The organism is Pseudomonas sp. Ors-4-3C (assembly GCF_055755035.1).
The window spans coordinates 2,968,778-2,981,608 of the sequence record NZ_CM146900.1 but is presented as its reverse complement, the minus strand read 5'-3'; the positions used below and the strand labels follow the sequence as shown (position 1 = coordinate 2,981,608).

At 60.0% G+C, this 12,831-nt stretch carries 10 protein-coding genes; 7 read left to right on the top strand and 3 right to left on the bottom strand.

All coding sequences use genetic code 11. The features are described from left to right. Positions 1–93: 93 nt before the first annotated feature. Positions 94–1,455: an MFS transporter gene (locus tag ACVHNU_RS13170; protein WP_400495750.1), complete on the top strand. Its 1,362-nt coding sequence runs from the start codon at positions 94–96 to the stop codon at positions 1,453–1,455. 99 nt (positions 1,456–1,554) lie between these two features. On the opposite strand, the gene ACVHNU_RS13165 is transcribed toward ACVHNU_RS13170, so the two are convergent. Together ACVHNU_RS13165 and ACVHNU_RS13160 are read right to left on the bottom strand one after the other, a co-directional pair. Next, complete coding sequence (locus ACVHNU_RS13165; protein ID WP_045122513.1) at positions 1,555–2,430, bottom strand: LysR substrate-binding domain-containing protein; 876 nt, start codon at positions 2,428–2,430, stop codon at positions 1,555–1,557. Positions 2,431–2,648: 218 nt separating this feature from the next. Continuing rightward, positions 2,649–3,827 carry a hypothetical protein gene (locus ACVHNU_RS13160; RefSeq protein ID WP_473019941.1) on the bottom strand — a complete coding sequence of 393 codons (1,179 nt, stop codon included), beginning with the start codon at positions 3,825–3,827 and terminating at the stop codon, positions 2,649–2,651. A gap of 186 nt (positions 3,828–4,013) precedes the next feature. On the opposite strand from ACVHNU_RS13160, the gene ACVHNU_RS13155 reads away from it, so the two are divergent. The 6 genes from ACVHNU_RS13155 to ACVHNU_RS13130 all read left to right on the top strand — a co-directional run bounded on the left by ACVHNU_RS13155 (position 4,014) and on the right by ACVHNU_RS13130 (position 11,716). Then, positions 4,014–4,946, top strand: coding sequence for a LysR substrate-binding domain-containing protein (locus ACVHNU_RS13155; protein ID WP_045122512.1), 933 nt, complete (start codon positions 4,014–4,016; stop codon positions 4,944–4,946). A gap of 235 nt (positions 4,947–5,181) precedes the next feature. Then, positions 5,182–6,606 carry an aldehyde dehydrogenase gene (gene aldA, locus ACVHNU_RS13150; RefSeq protein ID WP_473019940.1) on the top strand — a complete coding sequence of 475 codons (1,425 nt, stop codon included), beginning with the start codon at positions 5,182–5,184 and terminating at the stop codon, positions 6,604–6,606. An 82-nt stretch (positions 6,607–6,688) separates the two neighbouring features. Continuing rightward, a complete protein-coding gene (locus tag ACVHNU_RS13145) occupies positions 6,689–8,008 on the top strand; it encodes an MFS transporter (RefSeq protein WP_473019939.1) in 1,320 nt (439 codons plus the stop codon). Position 8,009: 1 nt separating this feature from the next. Next, positions 8,010–9,227 carry a mandelate racemase/muconate lactonizing enzyme family protein gene (locus ACVHNU_RS13140; RefSeq protein WP_473019938.1) on the top strand — a complete coding sequence of 406 codons (1,218 nt, stop codon included), beginning with the start codon at positions 8,010–8,012 and terminating at the stop codon, positions 9,225–9,227. Between the two features lie 156 nt (positions 9,228–9,383). Then, the gene (locus tag ACVHNU_RS13135) at positions 9,384–10,997 is read left to right on the top strand and encodes a GMC family oxidoreductase (protein ID WP_473019937.1); all 1,614 of its coding nucleotides are present in this window, start codon (positions 9,384–9,386) and stop codon (positions 10,995–10,997) included. Positions 10,998–11,116: 119 nt separating this feature from the next. Then, a complete protein-coding gene (locus tag ACVHNU_RS13130) occupies positions 11,117–11,716 on the top strand; it encodes a DUF6338 family protein (RefSeq protein ID WP_473019936.1) in 600 nt (199 codons plus the stop codon). A 137-nt stretch (positions 11,717–11,853) separates the two neighbouring features. Here the strand turns inward: ACVHNU_RS13130 and ACVHNU_RS13125 are convergent, their stop codons facing one another. After that, positions 11,854–12,738 carry a LysR substrate-binding domain-containing protein gene (locus ACVHNU_RS13125; protein ID WP_045122511.1) on the bottom strand — a complete coding sequence of 295 codons (885 nt, stop codon included), beginning with the start codon at positions 12,736–12,738 and terminating at the stop codon, positions 11,854–11,856. Positions 12,739–12,831 lie beyond the last annotated feature (93 nt).

Genomic DNA, 12,831 nt, shown 5'->3' with positions numbered 1-12,831 from the left:
ACTGACACACCGCATTCGCGAGCAAGCCCGCTCCCACATAAACCAAGCAAGAGCTCTGCGTTTCTCCGTCAATAACAACAATTGGAGACGAACATGTCCGCTCAATCGGTAAAAATCGATGACCTGCCCATCGGCCGGTTTCACCTCAAGATCGCCGGACTGACCTTCGGCGCACACTTCACCGACGGCTACATCCTCGGCCTGATCGGTATCGCCTTCACCTTGCTCAGCCCGCAGATGCACCTGGATGCGTTCTGGCAGGGATTGATCGGCGCATCGGCGTTGATCGGGCTGTTTCTCGGCAGCCTGTTTTTCGGCTGGATCTCGGATAAGGTCGGCCGGCAGAAGATATTCCTGGTCAGCTTCGTGCTGATCACCATTGCCTCGGTGATGCAGTTCTACGTCGAAAGCGCGATGAGCCTGTTCCTTTGCCGGGTGCTGATCGGCATTGGTCTGGGCGGCGATTTCAGCGTCGGTCACGCGATGCTGGCGGAGTTCTCGCCGAAGAAACATCGCGGTGTGCTGCTCGGTTCGTTCAGCGTGATCTGGACCTTCGGTTACGTCGCCGCGACCTTCGTCGGCACGGCCATGCTCAGCCTTGGCGACGATGCCTGGCGCTGGATGCTTGCTTCGTCGGCGATCCCGGCGGCGCTGATTCTGATCGCCCGCATCGGCACCCCGGAATCGCCGCGCTGGCTGGTCAATCAGGGGCGCATCGCCGAGGCGCGGGCGATCGTCAAAAAGCATCTGGGTGACAATGTCGAACTGGATGAAACCCGCACCACGGAAACCCGTTCCGGCTATGCGGTGCTGTTCAGTCGTGAGTACCGCAAGCGCACGGCGTTCAACTGCCTGTTCTTCGTCTGCATCGTGATGCCGTACTTTGCGATCTACACCTTTTTGCCGTCGATCCTGCAGAAGATGGGCCTGGCCGAAGGCTTCGGCACCGAGCTGATGTTGAACATGCTGCTGATCCTCGGCGCGTTGATCGGCATCTGGTGCACGATCAAGTTCAGCCGTCGCGGCTTCCTGATCAACTCGTTCATCATCCTCGCGGTGGCGCTGTTTCTGCTGGCGGTGTTGCCGGGCAGTGCAGCGTGGCTGATGGTGCTGGTGTTCGGCGTGTTTACCCTGGTGCTGTCGGCAGTGAGCAATCTGGTCGGGGTGTTCCCGGCCGAGAGCTTCCCCACCGAAGTCCGCGCCAGCGGCATTGGTCTGGCGACGGCGGTCAGTCGTCTGGGCTCGGCGATCAGCACCTTTCTGTTGCCGGTGAGTGTGGCGGGCATCGGCCTCAGTCCGACCATGGGCATTCTTGCGGCGATCCTGGCGATTGGCGCATGGCTGTCGTGGGCGTGGGCGCCGGAGACCAAGTCGCTGACCTTGAGTCAGGCGTGCAAGGCGCAGAGTCCGGTGGAGGGGAGTTCGATTGCGGTGAGTAAAGTCGCCCCGATCTGACGGCGTGCCATCGAACCCTGTAGGAGCTGCCGCAGGCTGCGATCTTTTGATTTTGCTTTTGAAGATCAAAAGATCGCAGCCTGCGGCAGCTCCTACATGTCAGGGATTGCTCACCAGACTCAGCCACTCGGTAAACAGCTTCACCTTCGACAAACCCTGCTTGTCATTCGCCACATCCAGCCAATAACCATAAGGGCCGATCACTTCAATCGGGGTGATCGGCAGCAGGCTGCCGTTGGCCAGTTCCTTTTCGATCATCTGCCGGTCGATCACTGCCAGACCACCGCCGGCCAGTGCGGTGTGGATCACCTGATCCAGGGTGCTGAATTCCAGGCCTTGTCCGGCATCGACATCATCGCGGCCCATGGCCGCCAGCCAGTTCTCCCAGACCTGCAAACGCTTGCCGTCGTGCAGGATGTGCAGCAGCGGAAATTGCCGCAGATCCGGTGGCTGAGCGCCGTTGAACAACTCCGGGCTGGCGACGGCGATGTGCCGTTCCATCACCAGTAACTGGCTGGCGCACTGGGGGGACGCCGCGAGGCCGAAACGGATGTGGCAATCGATCTCGGCGAGGCTGTCGTGGCTGGCCTGATTGGTCACGCTGAGGCTGATGTCCGGGTAGCGCTGGCAGAAGGCGCGCAGGTGCGGCGACAGCCAGCGCGTGGCCCAGGTCGGTGGCGCCAGCACCCGCAGGCGCTGACGCAGGTTGGGCACGCGAATGGCTTGCAGGGCGCGTTCCATGTGGTCGAAGGCTTCGGCCAGATGCGGCTTTAGATTGCTGCCGGCCTCGGTCAGCGACAGGCCTTGCGGCGTGCGCACGAACAGCGCGACACCGAGGTAGTCTTCGAGTTGTTTGATCTGGCGACTGACTGCGCCCTGGGTGACGTTCAGGCCGAGTGCGGCCTGACTGAAACTGCGATGCCGCGCGACTTCTTCGAACACGCGCAGGGTGTTGAGCGAGGGCAGTTGACGCATGGAGGTGGGACCCCAGGTCGAGCGTGTGGCTCGGTTTTATTTTTGTAGGTTTTGTTGGTAGGGGTTATCTGACTATTGGTGAGGAACGGATGCAAGTGTTGTTTGGCAGGACGCCTTCGCGAGCAAGCCCGCTCCCACAGGTTTTGTGCCTGACATAAATCCATTGTGGGAGCGGGCTTGCTCGCGAAGGCTGACTTTCAGGCGCAGTAAAATCCGGATCAGAAGTAATACCCGACGTTCACATACACCTGATTCTCCCACTGATCCAGCCCGCCCGCGCCCAGGCTCTGGGTGTAGCTGCTGCCACCGATGTACGGATCGTTCTTGCCAAACAGCCACTCGGTCGCCACCCACAATTTGCTCACTGAAAACGAGCTGCCGAGGATCATTCGCTGGGAGGTCTTGAAGCCGCTGGCGGATTTGTCGAAGGCGCTGTAGTTGGCGTAAAGCTTGACGCCGCTGATCTGATCGAACAGGTATTTGCCGGCCACGTCGTAACTCAGATCCGCCACGTACAGATTGCCGCGACTGGCGACGTTGTAAGTGCCGTCGTAACCGCCGAGGGTCACCAGCTCATCGGTGCCGGCATTGCGCGGCGACATCTGCTGGCGTGCCGCCTGCAACTGCACGCCCCACGGGCCGTTCTTGCCCAGGTAGTGCACGGCCACCGCGTTGCGCCGACCGTCGTTATCGGTGTCCTTGTTTTCCAGAGTTGAGGTCAGCCCGGAGATCCCCACTTCGGATTTCCATGGGCCCAGATCCAGGGCTTTCGCCACGCGCAGCACCACGGTGTTGCGTTCCTGGTTGGCGCTGCCGTCAGCCACGTAGCTGTCGGCTTCGGACACGACGCTGGAGTAGGTCACGCCCTTGCTGGTGCCTTTGCCTTGCCACGCCGGGCGCAGGTAGTAACCGGCCTGGATGTTCCAGTCGCCGCTTTGCTGAACGTATTTGGCGCCGACCTGTTGCACGTCTTCGAGGCCGATGACGTTGCCCAGGGTCTCGTAGAAGGTGCTGCCGAAGTACGGCTGCAAGCCGAACGGCACGGTGTTCAGGCCGACTTGCACCTGCTGGTCCGGGTTGAATTTGTAGCCGACCCAGGCGAATTTGGCGAACTGAATGTCGCCGTAATTTTTCGTGTACTGGTAGGGGTAGGAGCGACCATAGAAGCGGTATTGCGCCTCGCCGATCCAGGAATCGGAGTTGTACTTGGCGCTGAGAAAAACCGTATCGAGACCGAACTTCTGAATGTCGCGATCCGGGTCCAGATCCCAGCGCGCACGAATGGCGCCACCCAGGTCGAGGTTGTCGGTAACTTGCACGGCCATCGCCGGAGCGGCAACGCTGCAGAACAGGACGATAGAGGTGGTGCGCAAACGCAAGGAAGCAGAGAAGGGCATGGAGCGGCTCTCGATTGTTTTTATTAGAGATGCCGCGCAGTCTTGCCATCCGCCGGACGTGGGACAAACGATAAAAACGATGCGCAAACCTGCATCGAATGCATGTTACTCAAAAAATCCTGTAGGACAGTCCGGTACGCGCATGGGATGCTCTGCAACTTGTCAGTGGTTTTCGAGTGCCTTGATATGAAACGCAAAATGCCCGGCCTGAACGCGCTCAAGGCGTTCGAAGTGGCCGGCAGCACCGGCAGCTTCACCCGCGCCGCCGAGCTGCTCAATGTCACCCAGAGTGCGGTCAGCCGTCAGGTGCGGCAACTGGAAGAGCAGCTCGGCGAAAGTCTGCTGGAGCGCCGTCATCACCATCTGGAGCTGACCGCCGCCGGCAAGATCCTGCTGCGGGCACTGCATCAGTCGTTCGACAAGATCGAGCTGACGGTGCGCAGCATCCAGCAGAAAACCCATTCCAACCGTCTGCACATCAACGCACCGCCGACGTTCACCAGTCGCTGGCTGATGCCGCGCCTGGGGCGCTTGCGCGAGCAACACCCGGAGCTGGAGCTGAGCATCACCACGCGCTTGCAGGACAGCCTGGCGGAAACCAGTACCCTCGATTGCGCGATCCGCTTTGGCGACGGCGAGTGGGACGGTCTCGACAGTTCGCTGTTGATCCAGGAGCGGCATATCGCGGTGTGCGCGCCATCGCTGTATGCACGGGAGGGAAGCGAACAGGGCATCGACCTCAATCGCCTGACCCTGCTGCATGTGCTGGCCAAGGAAGATCAGCGTTACCTGACCTGGAAACACTGGCTGGACGCGGCGCACATCAGTGGCGTCGATACCCAGGGCGGTTACGAATTCGATTTGCTGGACCTGGCGATTCAGGCAGCGACCGATGGTCTGGGGATCACCATTGCCGACTGGCACATGGTTGCGGCGGAACTGGCCAGCGGGCAATTGACGCAAGTGCTGAATGTGCATGTGGAGGGGCATCAGTCTTATTGGCTGGTGACCCGCCCGGAGCAGACCGAGATGCCGCAGTTGCAGGTGTTTGCGCAATGGCTGCAGGAGGAAATCTGGCTGGCGCAGCGCCAACTGGAGCCTTCGACCGCAGCCACCTGACACACCCCCAATCCCCTGTGGGAGCGAGCTTGCTCGCGAAAGCGTTGGATCAGCCACCATCATCTGTGAATGACACACCCTCTTCGCGAGCAGGCTCGCTCCCACAGGAGTTTGCGGTGGAATCAGGGGTAACCTGCATTTTTCGAATGTTTCCCCGCCCTTTAAATCGTTTGTTCAACCCGCCACCGATGACAAGACTGGTGGCATTGATAAAAACAAACGATGGGCGATGCACATGCGAATCGAGCGAAACTTTGTAAACGGCCACTTCATCGAGCCGGCCAGCGCGGCAATGATCGCGGTGTACAACCCCGCCACTGAAGCGCTGCTCGGCAATGTCTCGGCTGCCACCGCCGAAGAAGCCACCGCAGCCGTCGATGCCGCGGCGGCCGCACAAAAAGTCTGGGGAAAACTGACCAGCATCGAGCGCGCCGAGCACTTGCGCGCATTCGCCGCCGCACTGGAAGAGCGTGCCGAGTCCATCGGCGCCGCGCTCGCCGCCGAGTCCGGCAAGAGTCTCAGCGACGCCAGCAACGAAGCACGCTATGCCGCGCAGATCACCCGTTACCACGCCGAGTGGGCGCGGCGCATCGAAGGCGAGATCATCCCCAGCGACAGCCCCGACGAAAACCTGTTTCTGCACCGCGAGCCGATCGGCGTCGTCGCGTGCCTGATTCCGTTCAACTACCCGGTCTACACCTTGCTGCGCAAAATTGCCCCGGCGCTGATTGCCGGCAACACCGTGGTGGTGCGCCCGAGCAACAACACCCCGACCTCGGCATTCGAAATCGCCAAAGCGGTTCAGCAGTCGGGCATGCCGGCCGGGGTGATCAATATTCTGACCATGGATCACGCCACCGCTGCCACGGTGTGCACGCACAAGGCTGTTGGCTTGATTACGCTGACGGGCAGCGTCAACGCCGGGCGCATCGTGCTCGATTACTGCAAGGCCAACATCGCCAAGCCGTCGCTGGAACTGGGCGGCAAGACGCCGGCCATCATCGAAGCCGATGCCGACCTCGAAGCCGCCGCCAGCGCGATCATCGCTTCCAAGACCACCCACTGCGGGCAGTTGTGCACGGCGGTGGAAAGAGTCTACGTGCAGGAAAGCGTCCACGACCTATTCCTCGCGCTGCTCAAGGCCAAAATCGCCGAGGTGAAATTCGGTGACCGCGCCACCGATGCGAGCCTGATGGGGCCACTGGTCAACGCCAGTTCGCAGCGGAACATTCACGCCATGGTCGAGCGTGCCATGGCCGACGGCGCGGTGCTCGAAAGTGGTGGTGTGTTGCCGCAAGGCCCGGGGCATTTCTATCCGCCGACCCTGCTCAGCCACTGCCGCCAGGACATGGAAATCGTCCAGGAAGAAATCTTCGGCCCGGTGCTGCCGGTGCTCAAGTACCGCGACATCGACGAAGCATTGGCCATGGCCAACGACCATCAGTTCGGCCTGTCGTCGGTGCTCTACACCGAGAACTACCGCACCGCGCAGAAAGTCGCCAACGCCATCGAGGCCGGCGAGTTGTACGTCAATCGCACCCCGGCCGACCCGTATCAGGGCTACCACGCCGGCTGGAAACGCTCGGGCCTGGGCGGTGATGACGGCAAGCACGGCATGCTCGAATTCACCCAGACCCGACTCGTGGTCATGAAGTACTGAAACACCGCAACACGCCTCACGCTGCACCTATAAAAACAATTATCAGGGGCGCCCGGAGCACGGGTTGCCCGAGGTCACTTCAATGTCCAAGCATGCATCCTCTGCTGCCGCTGTTCAGGGTTCCAACTCGGCTGTGAAAAGCCGGAGCGACAAGGGAAGTCGCTATTTCCAATTGATGTTGCTGGTGCTGGCCGCCGGTGCGATCTACCCGATTCTGTACCTGCGTCAGGTCTACCAGACCACGATGCTCGAAGTGTTCCAGATCAACCACAGTGAACTGGGCTATCTGTACTCGATGCTCGGCACGATTTTCCTCCTCAGCTACTTGCCCAGCGGCTGGTTGGCGGATCGCATTGCGCCACGCTTTCTGATTTTCTTCTCGCTGGTGGCGACCGGCGCCTTAGGCCTGTGGTATTCGACGGCGCCATCGATGACCGGGCTGATGATCATCTTCGGTTGCTGGGGCCTGACCACCGGTTTGACCTTCTGGGCGTCGGTGCTCAAGCGGGTGAAGATGATTGCTCACCCTACCGAGCAAGGGCGCTTTTTCGGCATCCTCGACGGTGGTCGCGGTCTGGTCGAGGCGTTGCTGGCGACGGTTGCCCTGGCGCTGTTCGCCTTCGCCACCGAAACCCGTGGTGAGTCCACTGCCGAAGGCTTCAGGCATGTGGTCTATCTCTATGCCTTCACCTGTATCGCCATCGGCTGTGTGCTGGTGCTGATCAAGGATCCGAAGTCGATGGCGGACACGCCTGCGGTGGAGAAGGGCAAGTTCAACCTGCTCACCGATCTGGCGACGCTGGTGAAAATTCCCGAGCTGTGGCTGGTCACCGCCATCGTGTTCTGCGGCTACCACATCTTCTGGGCGACCTACAGTTTCTCGGACTACCTGCAAGGCAGCGGCCTGACCGCGGTCATGGCCGGCACCATCACCACCATCAAATTGTGGATGCGCCCCATCGGCGGCATCGGTGGCGGCTGGCTGGGGGACAAGTTCTCGAACATCTCGGTGCTGATCGTCGCGCTGTTGCTGGCGAGTCTGGCGATTGTCGGGCTGATCGTATTCCCGGCGCTCAACAGCATGGGTTTGCTGATCGCCACGGTGATTTTCATTGGCCTGATGACTTACGCGATTCGCGGTTTGTACTGGGCGATTCTCGACAGCTGCAACATTCCGCTGCGCATCACCGGCCTGGCCATCGGCATCGTCTCGGTGGTCGGCTACATGCCGGATGCCTTCATCCCGTTGATCAATGGCTACCTCACCGAGCAGTTCCCCGGCGCCCTCGGCTACAAGCTGTACTTCGGTTACATCGCCTCCGTTGGTCTGATCGGCACCCTGGCGGCCGTGACCCTGCGTGCCCGAATCAATCGCAAAACTTCAGATAAAGCAGGTGCCTGACATGAAAATCATCGCCCTTGAAACCCATATCGTCGCCGTACCGCCACCGCACATCGGCGGCATGTACTGGCTGTTCGTCAAGCTCAAGACCGATTGCGGCATCGAAGGCGTGGGCGAGATCTACGCGGCGACGTTCGGCCCCAAAGCCATGCTGCCGATCATCGAAGACGTGTTCGAGCGCTACCTGCTCAACCAGGATCCGCACCACATCGAACGCTTCTTCCGTCAGGCCTATTCCAGCGGTTTCACCCAGCGTCCCGACCTGACCATGATGGGCGTGGTCAGCGGTCTGGAGATGGCCTGCTGGGACATCATCGGCAAAGCGGCGAACAAACCGGTCTACGAGTTGCTGGGTGGCAAGGTCAACGAACGCCTGCGCTCCTACACCTACCTGTACCCGGTCAACAGCCGTGGCGAATACGACTACGACGACCCGGATCTGGCGGCTGAATGCGCCGTCGAGAACATGAACAAAGGCTTCACCGCGCTGAAGTTCGACCCGGCCGGCCCATATACCGCGTACTCCGGGCACCAGATCTCGCTGCAGGTGCTGGAACGCTGTGAAACCTTCTGTCGCAAGATCCGCGAAGCGGTGGGCAACCAGTGCGACCTGCTGTTCGGGACTCACGGGCAGATGGTGCCGTCGTCGGCAATCCGTCTGGCCAGGCGTCTGGAAAAGTACGACCCGCTGTGGTTCGAAGAGCCGGTGCCGCCGGGGCAGGAAGAGGCCATGGCGCAAGTCGCGGCCAAGACCAGCATTCCGATTGCCACTGGCGAACGCCTGACCACCAAGTACGAATTCTTCAAGCTGCTGCAGGCCGGCGGCGCGTCGATTCTGCAGATGAACGTCGCCCGCTGCGGCGGCCTGCTCGAGGCGAAGAAGATCGCCAGCATGGCCGAGGCCTACTACGCGCAAATTGCTCCGCATCTTTACAACGGCCCGATCGGCGCGGCGGCGAGTTTCCAGTTGGCGACCTGCACACCGAACTTCCTGATTCAGGAAAGCATCGAGACCTGGGGCGGCTTCCACGCCGAGATCCTGAAGAAGCCGCTGCAGTGGGAGGACGGCTACATCATCCCGTCCGCCGAGCCGGGGCTGGGCGTGGAGCTGAACATGGATGTGGTGCGCAAGCATTCGCCGTACACCGGCGAGCGCCTGCACCTGCAAATGGCACCGACTCCGGTTGACGTCAAAGACACCTCGCCGGCCAAGGGCTGACAGAGGCCCATTGTGGGAGCGGGCTTGCTCGCGAAGGCGCTCGGTCAGCTGACATTTGTGAACCTGACACACCGCTTTCGCGAGCAAGCCCGCTCCCACAGGGGACATGCGTTGCTCATCCGATTTTTTGTACAACGACTTACGCGGTAACCGTGCATGACATACGACTACATCATCGCTGGCGCCGGCGCAGCAGGTTGCGTTCTGGCCAATCGGCTTTCGGCCTCCGGGCAATACACGGTGCTGCTGCTGGAAGCGGGTGGCAAGGACAGCTCGCTGTGGTTCAGGATCCCGGTCGGCTTCGCCAAAATGTATTACAACCCGACCTTCAACTGGATGTACTACAGCCAGCCGCAGAAGCAGTTGGGCAATCGCGAAATCTACGCTCCGCGCGGCAAAGTGCAGGGCGGTTCGGGTTCAATCAACGCGATGATTTACGTGCGCGGCCAGGCCCATGACTTCGATGACTGGGCGGCCAACGGTAACGACGGCTGGGGCTTCAAGGACGTGCTGCCGTACTTCCGCAAACTGGAAAACCATCCGCTGGGTGACAGCGAATACCACGGCGCTAGCGGCCCGATCAGCATCACTCCGATGAAGGGCCAGACTCACCCGATTTGCGATGTGTTCCTCGAGGGCTGTTCAGAGTTGGGCTACCCGCGCAGCGACGATTTCAACGGGGCAAAATTCGAAGGCGCGGGCCTGTACGACGTCAACACCAAAAACGGCCAGCGTTGCTCCAGCAGCTTCGCGCATTTGCATCCGGCACTGAGCCGGCCGAACCTGACCGTCGAGCATTACGCATTGGTCGATCGCGTACTGTTTGACGAGACGCAGCAGCGCGCCACAGGCATCTCGATCACCCAGCATGGTGTGGTGCGGACGTTCACCGCGCGCAAGGAAGTGATCCTGTGTGCCGGCGCCGTCGACACGCCGAAAATCCTGCAATTGTCCGGCGTGGCTGATCGCGCGTTGCTGGAAAAGCACCAGATCCCGCTGGTCAGGCACCTGCCGGCAGTGGGGCAGAACCTGCAAGATCACCTGTGCGTCAGCTACTACTACAAAGCCAATATCCCGACGCTGAACGATGAACTGAGCTCGCTGTTCGGCCAGCTCAAACTGGGCATCAAATACCTGCTGACCCGCAAGGGCGCACTGGCCATGAGCGTCAATCAGGCGGGCGGTTTCTTCCGTGGCAACGCGCAGCAGGCGCATCCCAATTTGCAGCTGTACTTCAACCCGCTGTCGTACCAGATTCCGAAAAACAACAAGGCCAGCCTCAAGCCGGAGCCGTATTCGGGCTTCCTGCTGTGCTTCAACCCGTGCCGGCCGACCAGTCGCGGCTACGTCGAAATTGCGTCGAAGAATCCGCGTGATGCGGCACTGATCGATCCGAACTATCTGAGCACGCAAAAGGACATTGACGAAGTGATTCAGGGCAGTCGCCTGATGCGCAAGATCATGAACGCCCCGGCGCTCAAGAGCATCACCGTTGATGAAGTCCTGCCGGGACCGGCAGTGGAAACCGACGAGCAGATGTTGCAGTACTTCCGCGACAACTGTGGCTCGATCTATCACCTCTGTGGTTCCTGCGCTATGGGGGCGGATGAGCAGACTTCGGTGGTCGACAAGCGTCTGAAGGTGCATGGCCTTGCCGGGTTGCGGATTGTCGATGCGTCGATCTTCCCGAACGTGACCTCGGGCAATACGCATGCGGCGGTGCTGATGGTGGCGGAGAAGGGCGCTGATCTGATTTTGCAGGATGCGTAGGTTTTAGCGGCTGGCGTAATGCGCTGTGACAGTTGCGCGGCGGCATTTTTTCAGCGTGCGCTAGGCTTTGATTGCCGGTCACTTATCGGGCCGGCAAGTCTTTCAAGGAGCCACGGATCATGGATGATCTGGTCAAGGAAGTTATTCCGTTGTTGCAGTATCTGATTCCCGGATTTGTTTCTACCTGGATTTTTTACACGCTCACTTCGTTCAAGCGGCCTGACACCTTTGGGCAGATTGTGCAGGCGTTGATTTTTACGTTTGTGATTCATGGGGTGATAACAGGTATTGGCGTGATCTTTTTGTGGGTGGGGACGAAGGGATTTTCTGTAGGAATATGGGATGGCAAGGCGCAGACGTCATGGGCATTCTTTTGTTCGCTGGTACTTGGATTGCTGTCCTGTTTTTTAGCGACCAATGACAAGTTGCATGGATGGTTGCGTAGCAGAAACGTAACGAAACAATCTTCTTACCCAAGCGAATGGTTCTGCGCATTCGCGCAATTTGATCGGCTCATCACCCTGCATTTGCATGACGAAAGGCGCGTTCTTGGCTGGCCGGCCGAGTGGCCGCCGGAATCATCCAACGGCCAGTTCGTGATCCATAAGCCGCGTTGGCTGCACGAAGATGGCAAAGTGGCGCCTTTTGGCGCTGAATATTTGTTGATAGATTCCGCGAAGGTTAAATGGGTTGAGTTCAGCCCGGCATCAGAGGATTGATTATGAGCGCCCGAGCACCACAACCAATGCCAAAGAAATATGAACACCTGTTCTTTGGGCCAGACGGAAAACCGTTGGATAGTCCGCTGTTGAAAGGGCCGAGTGCGCCTCCACCGTTAAAAAGGCACTGCTGCTGTTCAGAGCGTATCCACCAACCAATCCCTGAACGCTTTCAGTGACGGTAACGCCTCATTCCGCGGCGGATACACCAGGTAATAGCTGCGCCGGCTGGTGATCGGCTCCCCCAGTTGCAGCAGCTCGCCGTTAAGCAATTCATCCTCCACCAGAATCCGCGGCACCAGCCCCACGCCGATATTCGCCCGCACCGCTTGGATCAGGTGCGAAGTCATTTCAAAGCTCGGCCCGATGCGCATGCTGCGGTGTGGCAAGCCATGATGGGTGAACCATTCCGCCCAGGCCTGGGCATTGCTGCTGACATTGAGCAGTAACTGCCCGGCGATGTGTTGTTCCGCTTCATCACGTTCGGCCAATGACAACTGCGCACTGGCAATCACCACCAGTTCTTCAGTGTGCAGGGGCAGGGCGCTCAAGCCCGGCCAGTCTCCCGCACCGACACAGATCGCCGCATCGATCTCGCTGGTGTCGAAGTCAATCGCTTCGATCCGTGAATGCAAGTGCACGGTCATGCCGGGGTGCGCGGTGTAGAAGTCCTTGAGTCGCGGCAGCAGCCATTTCGAGCCGAAGGTCGGCAGCGTCGCCAGACGCAAACTGTGGATGCCTGAACCGAACGCCATGGCCTGCAGGGTCGCGCTGCGGATCTGCCCGAGGGCTTCGGCCAGTTCACGCTGATACATGCGCCCGACGTCGGTCAGCACCACTTGCCGACCTTCGCGGCTGAACAGGCGCATGCCGAGCATCTTTTCCAGAATCTGCACCTGACGGCTGACCGCGCTTTGCGTCAGCGACAGTTCGTGGGCGGCGCGGGTGTAGCTTTCATGGCGTGCGGCGGCCTCGAAGGCCAGCAATAACGACATGGAAGGGGTGAGGGTTCGCGGATTCATTCGTTTTAGTCATGGATTGCGGGTCGATTTTACGTTTGTCCCGACGGCACCAAGCAATGAACATAAGCACCATGAGATGGCGGGAGCGTGACG